Annotated in this window: 15 protein-coding genes and 1 tRNA gene; 4 read left to right on the plus strand and 12 right to left on the minus strand. The window is 45.4% G+C overall.

The genetic code is table 11. The annotated features are described in order from the left end of the window. The first annotated feature begins 76 nt into the window (after nt 1-76). From AB3G73_RS17580 to AB3G73_RS17595, 4 genes are all read left to right on the plus strand, one after another. Nucleotides 77-147: transfer RNA gene (locus AB3G73_RS17580), tRNA-Gln, on the plus strand. Nucleotides 148-942: 795 nt separating this feature from the next. Continuing rightward, nucleotides 943-1,785: a 5-dehydro-4-deoxy-D-glucuronate isomerase gene (gene kduI, locus AB3G73_RS17585; protein WP_074559737.1), complete on the plus strand. Its 843-nt coding sequence runs from the start codon at nt 943-945 to the stop codon at nt 1,783-1,785. Nucleotides 1,786-1,825: 40 nt separating this feature from the next. Further along, complete coding sequence (locus AB3G73_RS17590) at nt 1,826-2,629, plus strand: gluconate 5-dehydrogenase (protein ID WP_195649652.1); 804 nt, start codon at nt 1,826-1,828, stop codon at nt 2,627-2,629. Nucleotides 2,630-2,777: 148 nt separating this feature from the next. Further along, a complete protein-coding gene (locus AB3G73_RS17595; RefSeq protein ID WP_074559733.1) occupies nt 2,778-4,019 on the plus strand; it encodes a DUF4861 domain-containing protein in 1,242 nt (413 codons plus the stop codon). Between the two features lie 218 nt (nt 4,020-4,237). Here the strand turns inward: AB3G73_RS17595 and AB3G73_RS17600 are convergent, their stop codons facing one another. The 12 genes from AB3G73_RS17600 to AB3G73_RS17655 form a co-directional block, all read right to left on the minus strand. Beyond that, the gene (locus AB3G73_RS17600) at nt 4,238-4,708 is read right to left on the minus strand and encodes a lipocalin family protein (protein WP_074559731.1); all 471 of its coding nucleotides are present in this window, start codon (nt 4,706-4,708) and stop codon (nt 4,238-4,240) included. Between the two features lie 48 nt (nt 4,709-4,756). Beyond that, a complete protein-coding gene (locus tag AB3G73_RS17605) occupies nt 4,757-5,479 on the minus strand; it encodes a hypothetical protein (protein ID WP_195649655.1) in 723 nt (240 codons plus the stop codon). Between the two features lie 102 nt (nt 5,480-5,581). Continuing rightward, on the minus strand, nt 5,582-6,217 hold the full coding sequence (locus tag AB3G73_RS17610; protein WP_148367817.1) for an outer membrane beta-barrel protein: 636 nt from the start codon (nt 6,215-6,217) through the stop codon (nt 5,582-5,584). Nucleotides 6,218-6,237: 20 nt separating this feature from the next. Beyond that, nucleotides 6,238-6,729 carry a hypothetical protein gene (locus tag AB3G73_RS17615; RefSeq protein ID WP_032842839.1) on the minus strand — a complete coding sequence of 164 codons (492 nt, stop codon included), beginning with the start codon at nt 6,727-6,729 and terminating at the stop codon, nt 6,238-6,240. 99 nt (nt 6,730-6,828) lie between these two features. Next, entirely contained in the window at nt 6,829-7,059 is a 231-nt protein-coding gene (locus AB3G73_RS17620) for a hypothetical protein (protein WP_148367870.1), read from the minus strand. Nucleotides 7,060-7,744: 685 nt separating this feature from the next. Further along, the gene (locus tag AB3G73_RS17625; RefSeq protein ID WP_148367818.1) at nt 7,745-8,359 is read right to left on the minus strand and encodes a polysaccharide deacetylase family protein; all 615 of its coding nucleotides are present in this window, start codon (nt 8,357-8,359) and stop codon (nt 7,745-7,747) included. Nucleotides 8,360-8,485: 126 nt separating this feature from the next. After that, nucleotides 8,486-11,899: a DUF2723 domain-containing protein gene (locus AB3G73_RS17630; RefSeq protein WP_148367819.1), complete on the minus strand. Its 3,414-nt coding sequence runs from the start codon at nt 11,897-11,899 to the stop codon at nt 8,486-8,488. A 199-nt stretch (nt 11,900-12,098) separates the two neighbouring features. Beyond that, nucleotides 12,099-12,920 carry a metal ABC transporter ATP-binding protein gene (locus AB3G73_RS17635; RefSeq protein ID WP_195649658.1) on the minus strand — a complete coding sequence of 274 codons (822 nt, stop codon included), beginning with the start codon at nt 12,918-12,920 and terminating at the stop codon, nt 12,099-12,101. A 37-nt stretch (nt 12,921-12,957) separates the two neighbouring features. Further along, a complete protein-coding gene (locus AB3G73_RS17640; protein WP_074559799.1) occupies nt 12,958-13,887 on the minus strand; it encodes a metal ABC transporter solute-binding protein, Zn/Mn family in 930 nt (309 codons plus the stop codon). A 44-nt stretch (nt 13,888-13,931) separates the two neighbouring features. Then, entirely contained in the window at nt 13,932-14,678 is a 747-nt protein-coding gene (mnmD, locus tag AB3G73_RS17645; RefSeq protein ID WP_367745440.1) for a tRNA (5-methylaminomethyl-2-thiouridine)(34)-methyltransferase MnmD, read from the minus strand. 66 nt (nt 14,679-14,744) lie between these two features. Then, a complete protein-coding gene (locus AB3G73_RS17650) occupies nt 14,745-15,224 on the minus strand; it encodes a YqaA family protein (RefSeq protein ID WP_004296698.1) in 480 nt (159 codons plus the stop codon). Then, complete coding sequence (locus tag AB3G73_RS17655; RefSeq protein ID WP_234131745.1) at nt 15,209-16,219, minus strand: hypothetical protein; 1,011 nt, start codon at nt 16,217-16,219, stop codon at nt 15,209-15,211. Before AB3G73_RS17655 ends, AB3G73_RS17650 begins: the two co-directional genes overlap by 16 nt. Nucleotides 16,220-16,270: the final 51 nt, after the last annotated feature.

The raw sequence follows: 16,270 nt of genomic DNA on the forward strand, positions 1-16,270 counted from the left end.
AAGTGAACGAAATATTTGGAGGTTTGCTTGCAAACCTCTATCTTTGCACCGCTTTTTAACAGAAAGCACATAAGTTTGGACTATGGTGTAATGGTAGCACAACAGGTTTTGGTTCTGTTTGTCCAAGTTCGAATCTTGGTAGTCCAACGAAGAAAAGCCCTGAAAGAGAATATCTTTCGGGGCTTTTTCTTTTTTTGTGGATGCAAAGTCACTTCTTGAGTCATTAGAACGTTCACATACGGAACAACAACACGATGATTTCTATATTTTGGTTGCCGAAGTCGAGAAAAATGCCTTGAAGAAGTATCTCTTTATTAGGATGTAAGAAATTTATTATAGCTTATTTGTACGTAATATTGACTGTTTCGATGTTTGCCTTACTCATATTTGAATAGACTTCTATATTGTTAGCGATAATATATTTACAGTTCTATAATAAATCCGAATATCGTTTTTAATAAATAGTGGGGGAGTTTATTAAGAACGGTATCTGGGTTTATTAAAAACTATTTTCAGGAAATTATTGGAATGTTTGGGATTTATATATACAAAATGGGAGAAGATCAGTGCTGATTTTCTCCCATTCGGTTCTTCCATATATGGAAATATATGTTTTGATAATGTGTTATTATGTCTTGATTTTTATATAACTCATATTGCTTTTTCTTTTTCTGTTCCTCAAAGATACAAAATAAAAAGAGGAAAGTCAATAGCTGATCTTATTTTAATGGAAGCTTTTGGCTGCATTAAGTAGAAATCTCTCCCAAAACGTATTATAGTTCGTTAAAAAAGTGTACATTGCACAGATTCTGGACATTTTTGGTGGATAATTGGAACAAAATTGCAAGGTAAACCCGTTTTCTTTTGCTATTTTTGCATCGTGTACGTAAACGAAGTGCACGTAGAAAGAGGACTTATTCAATAACTATAAATAAATAAGGTATGAAAACGAACTATGAAATTCGCTATGCTGCGCATCCGGAAGATGCAAAAAGTTATGATACAACAAGAATCCGCAGAGATTTCTTAATCGAAAACATATTTGTCCCCAATGAAGTAAATATGGTATATTCCATGTACGACCGTATGGTGGTAGGTGGTGCGCTTCCGGTAGGAGAGGTGCTGACGCTCGAAGCGATTGATCCGCTGAAAGCTCCGTTCTTCCTCACCCGTCGCGAAATGGGTATCTACAATGTCGGCGGTCCCGGTATTGTGAAAGCTGGTGACGCAGAGTTCGAACTGGACTATAAAGAAGCTCTTTATCTGGGTTCGGGCGATCGCGAAGTGACTTTCGAAAGCAAAGACGCTGCCCATCCTGCTAAATTCTACTTCAACTCACTGACTGCACACCGCAACTATCCCGACCGTAAGGTGACGAAAGCCGATGCCGTGGTAGCTGAAATGGGCTCTTTGGAAGGTTCCAATCACCGCAACATCAATAAGATGTTGGTGAATCAGGTGTTGCCTACCTGCCAGTTGCAGATGGGTATGACGGAACTCGCTCCGGGAAGTGTGTGGAACACAATGCCGGCACACGTACACAGCCGTCGTATGGAAGCCTACTTCTATTTCGAGATCCCCGAAGATCATGCTATCTGCCACTTCATGGGTGAGGTAGGCGAGACGCGTCACGTATGGATGAAAGGCGATCAGGCCGTTCTTTCGCCCGAATGGTCAATCCACTCGGCTGCTGCTACCCACAACTATACCTTTATCTGGGGAATGGGTGGCGAGAACCTCGACTACGGCGATCAGGACTTCTCGTTGATTACGGATTTGAAATAACAACTACAATAATTTTCCTAATTTAATAACAAAAAGAATTATGAATCAGTTTTTGAATTTTTCTTTGGAAGGTAAAGTAGCTCTCGTTACAGGTGCTTCTTATGGTATCGGATTTGCTATTGCTTCTGCATTTGCAGAACAAGGCGCTAAAATTTGTTTTAACGACATCAATCAAGAGTTGGTAGACAAAGGTATGGCTGCTTATGCTGAAAAAGGTATCAAAGCTCACGGTTACGTATGCGACGTGACAGACGAACCGGCTGTTCAGGCGATGGTTGCTACGATTGCGAAAGAAGTAGGTACAATTGATATCCTTGTAAATAACGCAGGTATTATCCGTCGTGTTCCTATGCACGAGATGGATGCTGCTGATTTCCGTCGTGTAATCGACATCGACTTGAATGCTCCGTTCATCGTTGCTAAGGCTGTTTTGCCGGCTATGATGGAAAAACGTGCAGGTAAGATCATCAACATCTGTTCTATGATGTCCGAACTGGGTCGTGAAACTGTATCTGCTTACGCTGCTGCTAAAGGTGGTTTGAAGATGCTGACTCGCAATATCTGTTCTGAATATGGTGAATACAACATCCAGTGTAATGGTATCGGCCCGGGTTACATCGCTACTCCGCAAACTGCTCCTCTTCGTGAGCCGCAGGCAGACGGAAGCCGTCACCCATTCGATTCATTCATCTGCGCTAAGACTCCTGCCGGTCGTTGGTTGGAAGCGGAAGAACTGACAGGTCCTGCCGTGTTCCTTGCTTCTGAAGCTTCTAACGCTGTTAACGGTCACATTCTCTACGTAGATGGTGGTATTCTTGCTTATATCGGAAAACAACCGAAATAATATAAGATAGAAGAGATTCCGGTAAGGTGATAGAATGGCAAAGAGCATCCTCTTTTCATCTGTCACCTTATTTTTTATTATTCCCTTTGCAGGATATAATAGCCTCTAATTTACAAAGTATATGTTATTTATTCAATGTAGACTAATTATGAGAAAGATATTAATTCTGTTTGCTGTAGCCTTGATCGGTTTTGCTTCCTGTGCCGACAGCAAGCAGTCAATGACAGTCACAGTGACCAATCCTTTGGCTCTTGAACGGGCAGGGGAGATGGTTGAAGTGCCGATGAGCGATGTGGTCGCTAAATTGAAACTGGCGGATACGGCACAAATTGTGGTGCTTGACGTCGACGGTCAGCAAGTGCCTTATCAGGTGACGTATGATGAGAAGGTGGTCTTCCCCGTTACGGTAGGGGCAAACAGTGCGGTTACTTATACCATTCAACCGGGCACACCTGCACCTTTTGATGTCATTGCTTGCGGTAAATACTACCCCGAACGTCTGGACGACGTTGCCTGGGAGAATGATCTTGGCGGATTCCGTGCTTATGGTCCTGCTTTGCAGGCTCGTGGAGAACGTGGTTTCGGCTACGATCTTTTTACGAAGTATAACACTACGGAGCCGATTTTGGAATCTCTGTATGCTGAAGAGCTCAATCCTGAAAAGCGTGCCAAGATAGCCGAACTGAAAAAGACAGACCCGAAAGCCGCTTCCGAATTGCAGAATGCCATCTCTTACCATATCGACCATGGATACGGTATGGATTGCTATGCCGTAGGACCCACATTGGGTGCCGGCGTTGCCGCTTTGATGGCAGGTGACACTATTATCTATCCTTACTGCTATCGCACACAGGAAATCCTTGATAATGGTCCGCTGCGTTTCACGGTGAAGCTGGAGTTTAATCCGCTGGTGGTCCGTGGAGATTCTAACGTGGTGGAAACACGCGTCATCTCCTTGGATGCAGGTTCTTATCTCAATAAAACAGTTGTTTCATATACCAATTTGAAAGAAGCAATGCCGGTAACTACGGGACTTGTGTTGCGTGAACCGGACGGTGCGGTGGTGGCAGATGCTGCAAATGGCTATATCACTTACGTAGATCCTACAACTGACCGTAGCGGTGCAAACGGTAAGATATTTGTCGGTGCTGCGTTCCCTGCACAGGTAAAAGAGGCGAAAGTGGTTCTTCTTTCCGAAAAGGAAAAGAAAGATCGTGGCGGAGCCGACGGTCATGTGCTGGCTATCAGCGAATATGAGCCGGGTGCTGAATATACTTATTACTGGGGATCTGCCTGGGATAAGGCGGCTATCAAGACTCCGGATGCCTGGAATAAATACATGGCTGAATATGCGCAGAAATTGCGTACTCCGCTGGCGGTGGCATATTAATGCGCTAAATTGCTTATACGATCACAAAAAGAGGATTGTCGGGGTATGTCGAAATACCTTCTTTAATTTCTTTTTAGTCACGGAGTGAGTGATTTGTTATTGAATATCATGCGTCTTTTTCAATAGATTAGGCAAAAGTTTCTTTGATAAAAAGAAACTTTTGCCTAATCTTGTCTTTCTAAAGAAGAAAGAAATTTTTGTGTTACAATGTTTTTGAGCTATCTCTTAAAAGCGTGTTGTTCGTAATATTCGTATGTCGTTCCGTCTTCTTTCTCTTTTTCACGAAGTTCATAGATTAATTCATTATCAGTCATTGTGGTCACTGTCCACACTTCTGTGTAATTATCTTCTTCAGTGTCGATGAGAGTCAGCTTATTGCCGGAGTAACTCCATGTACCATGATAATAATTAGTACTTCCGGAAGAGTTATAAACGTCTTTCTCGACATAAGTACCATCTTCCTTGAACTCTATGGAGTAACGATTGGTTCCATTTACAAAATCTTCTTTAGAGTCACTTACTTTTTCACCATCTTCCCATTCTTGTGAAAGATAGTACACTCCATTCCATGTTCCTAACAGTAAATCGCGTGAACCGACAGTGTCATCGTCGTCATCGCCACAGGAATAAATGCTGAATGACAGTAATACTGCAACTATGCAAACAGTTGCTTTCCAGATTGTTTTCATAATAAATTGTTTTAATTGTTTGATTTTGAGATGATTTGTTTTATGGGTTTATTTGATAATCGTTTCCACATGTCCATTCTTGAAGAACAGGTAGAACGAGCTGGAATACATCCATTGCACTTCTCCATTTGATTCTTGAATAGTCTGCGGTTTGCCGAAAGCCAGCAGACATTCATCTTCTGTCATGCCTTTCACCGGCTTGTTGATGCTGATTTCATTCCAGTGAGTGATTGGTGAAAGTTGGTTCGTTACGATGAAGTCGAACATTTTATTCAATATTTGCGATTCCATCTGTACGAAGTCATCCATGATTTCTTTGTGAGATGCTTTCTTGTCCGGTTGCAACTTCTCCATGGGAGTGATTTTCTTCATTATCACTGCTGATGATTCTATCCGTATATTGGAAAGATAGTAGACCAACTTGCCGTCTTTTACTTGAAACAGGGCTTTGCAATAGTAAGTATTCTTCTGATTTGAATCTGCTTGCGAGGCAAGTATCAGATCGCAACTGAAGTTTTTAGCCGGTACGTTTACCTCTGTGATCCCTTCCCGTAGCTGCGGACAGACATTTTTGACGGTCCATAACAGTGCATTAGCGTAGATGTTCTCGTCTTGCATGCTGCTGAAAGGGGTAAATCCGCTGACCACATATTTATTGCCGTCTGCACTGATGGGATAGCTCTTTTTCTGTTCGGTGAAAGTCTGTGCTATCAGCGGGATAACTCCCGTCAGCAGATACATGATTGCCAGAAATTGTCGTTTGGTCATCATATTCCGTTATTTTTAAGAAAACAGCATCCACGGCCCTTTTTGCGAAGAGAAAAGATCGTGGACGCTGAATAAATAATATGGTTTATTGAGGTTTGGTTGTCCTTAGAAGGCAATACCCAGACGAATCATAAAGTTACTGGTCTTGAATCCGTCGGCATCGCTGAATGTATCTATGAATCCGCGTTGATAGGTGAGATCCAGGTTGAAACGGTTGTACCAGACTCCTACACCGATATTCATACCGGCATCGAAATGATTGTAGTCAACTTCCATGTAATCTGCGTAATCTCCCCAACTGATGCTCTCCCCGTCTGTTTTCATTTTACTTGTGTAATCGTAGCTGGCAAAGACTCCTACATGTGGGTCGATATGAACATTGTCCGCCACTGCAAATTTCCATCCGAATGTGAACGGAGAGTATTGTATATTATGAGCTATGCACTTCGTGTCTTCCACTTTGAAACCACGGGAGCCGAGTCCAAATTCCATTCCCCAGTATCCTCCTGTGCTGCCTAAAGGCTTCTGGTAGCCAAATGTTGCGTTATATCCGATGTTTGAGTCAGCTCCTTCGGCTCCGTCACCGGAGAAGTTCATGATATTCAAACCTGCACGCAAGAACCATTGTGTGCTGCTGGCTTGCTTCTCTGTTTTGACGATTGCGCTTCTGGATGATACGATTTGCGCTTGAGTTCCTACGCACAATAAGAGTGCGGCAACCATTGATAGTACTTTTTTCATTGTTATTTATGTTTTAGTGATTAATTCTTATTCTTAACGACAGGTGCTATCTGGCTTCTTCCATCCGTGGGGGATAGCTTCTGCAGACGTATCCATTCATAATCGTCCTGGGTGGCAGGATGCCAGTTGACGAAGATGCCGGGATAACCTACTACTGTAACCGTGTATCCCCCTGTTTTTTCATTATCTTCCACTTTGAAAGTGGCTCCCATGATGACATCGCAGTTGTATTTGATGGTGGACAGATACGTCCCCCATGCACGGATGTTGTCAAGTTCTCCTTTCATGGCGATCTCCACTTCCTCTTTGCTTAGTGTCCATTCATCCTTGATCCGTCCCTTATCTTCCAGTATTTTCACCTCGACAACTGTGGGTTTGACACAAACTTCAGTAACTGCATCGCCTGCACGTGCCTGTGCATCACGAAACTTGAAGACCGTCTTTTGCGCATGGGCTCCGACGGCACAACCGACAACCAGAGCAATAATCAGAAATAGTTTTTTCGTTTTCATGTCCTTTTGTGATTAGATGTTAATATGTCTGCAAAGGTATGCGAAAGGAGTATACCACTGGGAGAAAGCATAGTTCCAAGAAAGAAACGGAATTGTATCCTATTTGGATACACTCGGGAAGTTTCCGGTGTTGATGCTGTCGGAAAAATCGCGGAAGAAATCGTGTCCGAGGATGCAGGAGATGCGCCAGAGCAGGTGGATGTCGATATTCTCTTTCCGGAATATCTTGTAAACATTGGGGCGTGTGCAGCATAGTTGGGTAGCGAACCAGGTGACGGTGCGTCCCTGTTCGTGAAGCGTGCGTTCAATAAGTTGTCCCGCATGAATCATGTGCCTATTCTGCTTATGTGTGTCCCCCCAGACTCCCGTTGGGCGGACAAATTCATCTAATGTTGACAGGAATATATAGAAAAGGCGTGGGAATCTCATCTTCGTCCGTTCCGTGTTCAAGGCCTTCGCAATGCCAACTACCGGGAACGAACAACGTAGAAAGCCCACGCCGATATGTACAACACCCGTAACCTCCCTTTGTTTGTCAAAGTGAGGCACGGATGTATATAAATACACATCAGGAGGACGTCTTAGTTGCTGTCCGTCATTCCGATAGGTCAAAGTTTGCGAAGTTTTGAACACAAATGACAAACGCTTGTAAACGTCTTCTCAATATAAACATCTCTCTCCCGTCACCCGAAGGCTTTCTGCGGAAGAGAACGTTGCAAATGTATAAAAAAATACGGTTGGAAAGGGTAATGTGAATCAGAAACTTTTTGAATGCAGGTTGTTTTGCCCTCTTTTTGCCCTTTACCGGGCGAAATGCGGTTGCGCTGACATCTTATAAGAAAGAGGAGGAATCTTTCAATTTTGGGCACGAAACGGGCTTTAAACTACAAAAGCCGGGGTATAATACCTCGGCTTATATTTTTTCTTCTTGTCAGGGAGCTTTTTTTATTCATCAGAAACCTTCCTTTCTTATCAGGAAGCTCTGTTCTTTTCGAAGTTTCTGTTTTCTCAAAGATTATAACACCTTGAATTCATAGCCTTCCTCTTTCAGGAATTCGATAGCGCGTGGAAGTGCGTATTGCAGGTTGCCGTTGTTCCATGACTTCAGCGAATCGTGGAAAGTGATGATGGAACCGTTTCGCGCATAGCGTTTCACGTTGTTCAGCACTTGTTCCGGACTCATCCGTTTACTGTAATCACGGGTCACGAGATCCCACATAATAATGCGGTAATGATAGCGCAACGTATAATACTGCCTGAATCCCATATGTCCGTGTGGCGGACGGAAGAGATCGGAATGAATCATATCATCTACCTTTCTGGCATTTGCCAGGTAATCCGGATTGGAATATTCAAATCCACGGATGTGGTTGAAAGTATGGTTGCCGATGCGGTGTCCGTGCTCTACCACCATCCGGTATTCATCCGGGTGTTTGCGTATATTGTCGCCTACCATGAAAAAGGTAGCTTTAATATGATGCTTTTCCAGTATTTCCAGTACCCAGGGAGTCACTTCGGGGATGGGGCCGTCATCGAAAGTCAGATAGACTGCCCGTTCATTCGGGTCCATCCGGAAGATAGCCTGTGGATACAACGCCCGGAAAAGCCAAGGTGGTTGTTCTATAAACATGAAAATCTGCGTTAAACAAGTATTAAGTAATAAGTATTAAGTAATAAGTATTAGGTATTATATCGTGCGGAAGATATGTCGGAAGCTGCGAATAATACTTAATACTTATTACTTAATACTTGATATTTATTTCCCTTTCATTCTCGTTACGTATTCGTTGTATAGTTGATCGAGTTGCGTTGAGTAATGTTTTGCGAGTTCTTCTGATTTGTATTTTTCCATTAAGCGGACTTCGGCGTCAAGCAAGCTGGCGTTGTACACGAAGTTTTCGCTGGCGATGGCAAGCTGGTTATCGTTCAGGCTAAGATACCAGATCATGTATTCGAGCGACTTGTTGGCAAGTTCGTCGATGATCTTGTTGGCTTTCTCGTTCTGTCCCAGTTGATAATAAGACTCTGCCATTTGGAAGGCGCCGTTTGCCCAGTCATACGGTACGTTGTATGCCGGAATCATCTTTTCAGCGTAATCGAGCGCGGCGAGTGCTTTGTCCTTTTTGCCTTCTTTGATGAGCTGACCTACAAGTTGCGTGAAGATACGGCGGTGCGTGTAGCACATGCGCATCACGTTCTCGTCAATGTAGATACCCGGTTTGTCGATACCGCCGAACTTGAACTTGTTCATCAGGTTGTCGTACATCTTTTCACTGTCGATCTTGCTGTCCAGCTTGTCCGTATCGAACGGAGTGAAGCGGTAGGCGAGACCCTCCTGTGTGAAGTGGTTGCCCATGCCCAGATGGTTTTCGCTTCCTACGGTGATTGCCATATAGATAGGTCGTTCCCAGTTAGCATTGGCAAGCATCTCGAGCATCATCAGTTCACTCTTGTAGAGGGCGCGTTTCGGGTTGCCGTTGGCGTCTCTAAGGGTGATTGTCATGTATTCGGGGATAGAGTCGCCCAGAGCTTCCGGAATCTTCATGCCGGAGCGGCGTACGGCTTCCTTATCTATCTTCATGACGATGCTGTCCGTAGGGATGAGCGGGAGCTGTATTTCTTTTCCTGTCTTTTTGAGAAGTTCTTTCAATTGGTCGTTCTTGCCAAGCATCCAGCGGTTGATGATTTCCTTCAGTTCATAAGGATTCTCACCGAAGATGGAGTGAACGAGTGACAATATGGTAGTGTCTCCCTGTGCAGCCAGTTCGTTTGCCTGTTTGAAATAGCTGTCGATGAGAGCCTTCATTTCCGGACGGATAGAGATATATTCGTTTTGTCCTTCCACGTATTCCACACGGTCCCAAGTGATAGGGAGTGACGGAGAATCGTAGGCCGGACGTTTCATCTGGTCGATATACCAGTCGGTTTGCAGGTAACTTAAGTTACAGGTACGGGCATCCGTGCGGAAACCTTCCGTTTCCTGATTGTACCACAATGGGAAGGTGTCGTTATCACCATTGGTGTAGATAATCGGGTTGCCTTCTTCCTGCAAAGTCATCAGGTAGTTCTGTCCGAAGTCGCGGGCAACGAAGCGTCCGCTGCGGTCGTGGTCATCCCATGTCTGTCCCGCCATCTGGATGGGGACGAACAAACAGAGAACAGAAGCCAGAACGGCTGCCGGAAGTTCCTGCATCTTGGCATAATCCCGCAACATACGGATGATGCCTGCCACTCCCATACCTACCCAGATAGCAAAGGCGTAGAACGAACCGGCATACGCATAGTCTCGTTCACGGGGTTGCGCAGGAGTTTGGTTGAGGTAGAGTACGATAGCGATACCTGTCATAAAGAACAGGAAGAATACCACCCAGAATTGCTGGATGCCTCGCTGGCTATGGTAAGCCTGCCAGAAGAGTCCGATCAAACCGAGAATCAGCGGCAGACAGTAGAATACATTATGACCTTTATTGTTTTTGAGATCTTGCGGAAGCAATTCCTGGTTACCTACCAGCAGGTTGTCGATAAACGGAATACCGGTGATCCAATTGCCGTGCTCGATTTCTCCGCTACCCTGTATGTCATTCTGCCGTCCGGCAAAGTTCCACATGAAGTAACGCCAGTACATGAAGTTCAACTGGTAGGAGAAGAAGAATTTGATATTTTCCCATTGGGTAGGCATGTTTACCATCACCATTTCTCCACACTGGTCATAAGGAACGTCATATCCCTTGATGTCCACCCATTGTTTGTAGAGCGGTGCGTGTGACGAACTGTACATACGCGGGAAAAGCATATTCTGTGCATATTCGTATTCCACACGTCCGGGAAGTTCGATATAAGAGTCTTTTTCGTCGGGCGAAGTCTTTTCCTTGCGGACAAACTTGCTTCCTGCTTCCGACTGGCGCGGGATGCAATATCCGTCTTTTACATCGAGTGCCACTTTCGAAGAGAAGGCAGGACCGTAGAAAAGCGGGCGGGTTCCGTATTGTTCACGACCGAGGTATTCGCCCAGTGTGAATATATCTTCCGGTGAGTTCTGGTCCATCGGAGTGTTGGCAGTAGAACGGATAACGATCAGTGCATAAGAAGAATATCCGATTACGATCATCATGGTGCACAGCAAAGCCGTGTTCATGGTGCGGGCGGTGATACGCCATCTCTCTTTGATCTTGGCCTGTACACTCGGAGCGAGGTAAAGTCCCAGTGCGGCGATCACCAAAATACCGATGATGATACTGCTGGCTCCGTGTCCGTAGAACGGGATACCCAGTAGAGCAATCGTCAGGATAAAGGAGATAGCCATGCGTGTTTTGCTCTTTTCGGTATAGCTTTCGTATACGCCCCAGATTAGAGCGGCTGCAAGCAGGATGATGTAAACCACTACACCTGAATTGAACGACATTCCGAGTCCGTTGACAAACAACAGCTCAAACCAGCCGCCTACTTTCACAATACCCGGTACGATGCCGTATAGCACAGCAGCAACGAGCACCATTGAACCGCAGAGAGCGATTAACGAACCTTTGGCAGTAGCGTTTGGAGTTTTCTTGTAGTAGTATACCAATACGATGGCGGGCAGACAAAGCAGGTTCAGCAGGTGGACACCGATACTTAATCCCGTCAGATAGGCGATGAGGATAATCCAGCGGTCGCTATGAGGCTGGTCGGCCACGTCTTCCCATTTCAGAATCAACCAGAAAACGACAGCGGTAAACAGGGAGGAGAAGGCATATACTTCACCTTCTACAGCGGAGAACCAGAATGTGTCACTGAACGTATAGACCAGTGCACCCACCAGTCCGCTACCCATAATCGTGATAAGCTGTCCTTTGGTGATATTGTTTTCGTCAGTGATAATCAATTTGCGTACCAGATGGGTGATGCTCCAGAAAAGGAACAAGATACAGGCACCGCTCATCAGGGCGCTCATGTAGTTCACCATTTTAGCAACGGTAGTCACGTCGGAAGCAAATTGGGTAAACAGGTTCGCCATCAGCATGAAGAAAGGTGCGCCGGGCGGGTGTCCGACTTCCAGTTTATAGCCGGTGGTTATGAACTCCGGGCAATCCCAGAAACTTGCGGTTGGTTCTATTGTCAGGCAGTAGACGGTTGCCGCAATGATGAATGTAAGCCAACCCATAAGGTTGTTTACGGTTCTGTACTGTTTCATTAGCACTATCGTAGTTTATTCGTTAAAAACAAATTATGAGGTCGCAAAGATAGTGATTTGTAAGGATAATGAGGAAGAAAGTAAGAAATATTAAGTAACAAAGGGGTGATTTACTATCTCTTTCACTCTTCCGGGAGGCAGCAGAGAGGGAAGATACATTTTAAAACAAGATAGCCGGATATCTATATAAAGTCTATGTTTAATGATGGTGATGATGCTCTCCTAAAACCCGGTGAGGCAATGTACCGTGTCCCAATAGCTCGATAGGGCAGTTGAAGTTCCTTTCCAGCCATTCGGTAGTGACGCCTGTATCCGGATGGTAATCCAGCGTTTCGTTGACACAAGCGATGGATTTCACCTGCTGCAACACAGTGCCGATATCATGGCTGACAAGGATGATGGCACACTCTTTATTGATCTCAGCCAATAACTCATAAAGACGCGCTTCGAAACGCTTGTCGATATACGTGCTGGGCTCATCGAGAATCAATACCGCAGGGTCGGAGATGATGGCGCGTCCCAACAGGGCACGTTGCAGTTGTCCGCCGCTTAATTGTCCGATAGAACGGTGTTCGAGGCCTTCGAGCCCCATGCGGGAAATAATCTGTCTGCCTTTCTCCTTCTGTTCGGGAGTGAATCGGGAAGTGAGTGACTTTTGTATGCTCAATCCGGATAGAATCACTTCTTCCACGGAAATAGGAAACTTCCGGTCTATGGTGCTGTATTGAGGCAGATAACCGAGGAGGGGAGAGGATTTTGCGGAAGAACTTTGCCGGGAACTTTTGGCAGATGGTTTTGCAGAAGTCTCTTCAGGGGTCTCTTCAGGTGTATGGAATATAATTTCCCCTCCCGTTGGCTTCAACAGACCGAGGATGCACTTTATAAGCGTCGTTTTGCCGCCTCCGTTCGGACCTATAATACCTAGAAAATCCCGTTCGTAGATGCTTAGATTAACATCGTGAAGAACAGTGCGGCCGTCATATCCGGCAGAAAGATTCTTTATTTCGATTATTGGTTTCATCGTTGGAAATGGCTTGATGGGTTCTTTCTTTATACGTTTATTTTGTTGCAGCCTGTGGCGCAAGGGCTTTGGCTACATTCAGCATTTCTTCTTCCCAGTCGTAACTTAGCGGATTGATAGGGATCACTTTCGTTCCGGTTTGCTGCGCGATGGTTTCCGCATTGCGTTTGTCAAATTCCGGTTGCACAAAGATAACGCGTACATCTTCTGCCTGACACAGGTCTATCAAGGCTTTCAGATGGGCGGGGGAAGGCTCTTTGCCTCCTTCTTCGATGGAAATCTGATGCAATCCGTAGTCGCGGGCGAAGTAGGAGAGGGCCGGATGATAAATCATGAAGGCTTTGGCTGCTTCGGGAACGGAGAGTTGACGGCGAATCAGGCTGTCGGTGTGCTGGATGCGCTGGCAGAGCGAATCGTAACGGTTTCTGTAGTATACTTCATTTGCCTTATCCAGTTGGCTAAGGGCTTTGTAGGTGTTTCCTGCAATGATTAAAGCATTACCGGTGGAATTCCATACGTGCGGCTCTACGGCGTGGATATGTCCGTCGTGGCTGTTATGTCCGTGGGTGTGGTCGTGGTCATCATTGTTGAGTATGAGGTCTATCCCTTTGGAGGTGTCGAACACTTGGATATGGGGGGTATTGTTCATTAAACGATCCATCCAGGTCTGTTCGAAGCCGATGTATCCGATGCGGAAATAAGCTTTGCTGTCTCCCAGAGAAACAAGTTGTTGGGGGACAGGATCATAAGTTTCCGGGCTGGAACCTTTGGGGACCATGCTGACTACTTTAAATTTATCTCCGGCAATAGCTTCCGTGAAATAACGTTGCGGTTCCAGGGTGACGGTAATCACCGGTTTTGCTTCGTCATCGTTGCCTGCTTGGGAAGAGCGTCCTGTGCAGGCTGCCATTAGGAGGCAGGCACTAAGGAGGAAAAGGGTTCTCATATCTTTTAGTTGTTTTTTCATGACTTCTTCTATTTCGGGGTTTCTTTCTTATCTTGTTCCTATTCTTATTTCCGGGCCCGTAATATTTCCCGTTTACCACCCGGAGGTCCGGGCAGGCGTTCTACTGTGAATCCGGCTGTCTGTAACATCCGGCGGACGACACCTTTGGCGCAGTAAGTGGTCAGGATGCCGTCTCTATCTAATAAAACGTAGAGGCGGTTGAATAGTTCTTGCGACCACATTTCCGGCTGCTTTTCCGGTGCAAAGGCATCGAAGTAAATGAGGTTAAATGAAGGATTCAGGGCAGGTGATTCAGCGTTGGTTACGCTATCATTGACATTGCTTATTGTCTGTTCTCTGTTTTCAACCCATTTATTAACGTCTGTCTCTACTTTCTGTAGGGTGAAGTGTGGAGTGAGTTGCACGTCTTTCTCCCAAGGTGATGTATGAAGTTGCTTAAACAATTCGATGGCCGGTTGTTGCCGGTCGGTCGTTGTTAATTGTTCATCATTGGAGATATATCCTAGTTGCTCTATCGTCTGCCATTCCAGCGGATAGAGTTCCAATCCTGTATAGTGTATATTTCGTCCGCTTCTTTCTGCTTCTTCCAGGGTGAGCCAGGCGTTTAGCCCTGTCCCGAAGCCGATTTCAAGAATACGCGGAGTAGTAGCGGAAGAGGCTTTAAGTCCCATATCGATGAAAATATGTTGAGACTCCGTGCGTGCCCCTTTCGTTGAATGATAATGTTCATTCAATTCCGGAACAAACAGGGTAGCGCTCCCGTCGTCGGTTTTCTCAATAATCCTTTTCATCATACAATCTCTAATACTTACTGTCTAACGTCTAATACTTTATACTTAATACCTAATACTTATTTCCTATCCTGCTATAGCATCCCAGGCACTTTCGAGTGCATACAGGAGGAGGATATAGCGTATCAGTTTGCCGACAAACATGGAAACGATGGTGAGCCATGTGTTGCTTCGCATAAATCCCAGTGCAATGGCTATCACTTCCCCAATGGCGGGAAGAAAGGTGAAGAAGGCCATCAATGCTCCTTTTCCTTGCAGGAATTTCACCATTTTGTCTACTTTCTCTTTCTTTACCTTGAAATATTTCTCAATCCAGCTGATTTTGCCCAGACGCCCCATGTAGTAGCAGGTCATTCCGCCTACTGTGTTGCCCAAAGTGGCGGAGATCAGACAGGCTATCGGGGGCAGGCCGAGTTTCACCAGTGCCACCAGTACCAGTTCGGAACTGAAAGGCACGATGCTCCCAGCCAGTAAAGCCGAGATGAATAATCCCGGGAGTCCCCATTCTATGAGGAGTTGTATCGTTGAATCTATAAAAGCGTCCATATATTAAAAGCGAATAAGAGGATGAGACCGACCAATGAAAGGATGAAAAACACATTCGAACTTTTACTATTGGTCAGTACAAAGAAATGTCCGATCAGGATGCTGTTGCTTATGATAAGCAAAGGCAATAGGGCACTGCAATATATCGGTTGCAGGGCAATCAGCAGGAACAGGAAAATCGTCAGGTCTATCAAGAATTGGAGATAGGCGCGTGTGCGTATCTTATCCTCAAATCCGGCGGCGATGCAATGGACGGCACTGACGATGAACATCACCAACAGATAGCCGAGTATTGCCAGTTCCCAAGGCTGGAGGATTTGCAGGTTGAAGAATTCCCCGAAAGTTAGTAGCTGATTGAAAGGGCGGTAGAACAACTCCATCTCGTTGTAGAAGAAGGCGTGTCCGAACAACATCCAGTATGGCAGCATCCATCCGAGCAGCGCACCGCAGAAACTACGCGGAGTGAGCGACTGGAAACGGTAGGCTTCGAGCAACCAAAGCACCGAGAGGATGGTGAACTGTGGGAACAGAATACTTCCTGCTCCGATAAAGAAGAAGGAATAGAATAAATAACCCGCAGCTTGAGTTTGCTGGTAGCTTTTAAACAGAAAATAAATGGAAATGAGAAAGCCTAGGGCAACAATATCTCCTGTATATAGGAAATGCATTTTCGGGCAGACGGTGACCAGCAGGAAATAGATAGCCGTCTGCATGGATGCCCTCATACGGATAATGCTGAACTGATTGTTCAACTCTATCAGAAAGTAGCCGATGGTTGCATAAATCAGGAAGCTGACAATCCGGTCTGCCCATCCCGGAAGCAGAAAATCACGGGTGGGTTGCCAGGCAGAAGGGCTGCCTTCGAGTACGGTTGAGGCTATGGAATTGGGAAATAAAAAGTAAGTCAACACCCAGCACAGGGCGCAGATAAAGATAACGGCAGGCAGGGTCCACCGTCCTGCCGTCACTTGACTTTGTAGTCTTTTATTTCTCATGAGTTTATTACTTGTTATCTCTTGATACTATAGGTACATTCGGTTGATATT

The sequence above is a fragment of the Bacteroides sp. L008 genome (assembly GCF_040812255.1).
Taxonomy (GTDB): domain Bacteria; phylum Bacteroidota; class Bacteroidia; order Bacteroidales; family Bacteroidaceae; genus Bacteroides; species Bacteroides vicugnae.

Coding starts and splice junctions, on each gene's coding strand:
- kduI (WP_074559737.1), top strand. CDS start 943: ATGAAAACGAACTATGAAATTCGCTATGCTGCGCATCCGGAAGATGCA.
- AB3G73_RS17590 (WP_195649652.1), top strand. CDS start 1,826: ATGAATCAGTTTTTGAATTTTTCTTTGGAAGGTAAAGTAGCTCTCGTT.
- AB3G73_RS17595 (WP_074559733.1), top strand. CDS start 2,778: ATGAGAAAGATATTAATTCTGTTTGCTGTAGCCTTGATCGGTTTTGCT.
- AB3G73_RS17600 (WP_074559731.1), bottom strand. CDS start 4,708: ATGAAAACAATCTGGAAAGCAACTGTTTGCATAGTTGCAGTATTACTG.
- AB3G73_RS17605 (WP_195649655.1), bottom strand. CDS start 5,479: ATGATGACCAAACGACAATTTCTGGCAATCATGTATCTGCTGACGGGA.
- AB3G73_RS17610 (WP_148367817.1), bottom strand. CDS start 6,217: ATGAAAAAAGTACTATCAATGGTTGCCGCACTCTTATTGTGCGTAGGA.
- AB3G73_RS17615 (WP_032842839.1), bottom strand. CDS start 6,729: ATGAAAACGAAAAAACTATTTCTGATTATTGCTCTGGTTGTCGGTTGT.
- AB3G73_RS17620 (WP_148367870.1), bottom strand. CDS start 7,059: ATGATTCATGCGGGACAACTTATTGAACGCACGCTTCACGAACAGGGA.
- AB3G73_RS17625 (WP_148367818.1), bottom strand. CDS start 8,359: ATGTTTATAGAACAACCACCTTGGCTTTTCCGGGCGTTGTATCCACAG.
- AB3G73_RS17630 (WP_148367819.1), bottom strand. CDS start 11,899: ATGAAACAGTACAGAACCGTAAACAACCTTATGGGTTGGCTTACATTC.
- AB3G73_RS17635 (WP_195649658.1), bottom strand. CDS start 12,920: ATGAAACCAATAATCGAAATAAAGAATCTTTCTGCCGGATATGACGGC.
- AB3G73_RS17640 (WP_074559799.1), bottom strand. CDS start 13,887: ATGAAAAAACAACTAAAAGATATGAGAACCCTTTTCCTCCTTAGTGCC.
- mnmD (WP_367745440.1), bottom strand. CDS start 14,678: ATGAAAAGGATTATTGAGAAAACCGACGACGGGAGCGCTACCCTGTTT.
- AB3G73_RS17650 (WP_004296698.1), bottom strand. CDS start 15,224: ATGGACGCTTTTATAGATTCAACGATACAACTCCTCATAGAATGGGGA.
- AB3G73_RS17655 (WP_234131745.1), bottom strand. CDS start 16,219: ATGAGAAATAAAAGACTACAAAGTCAAGTGACGGCAGGACGGTGGACC.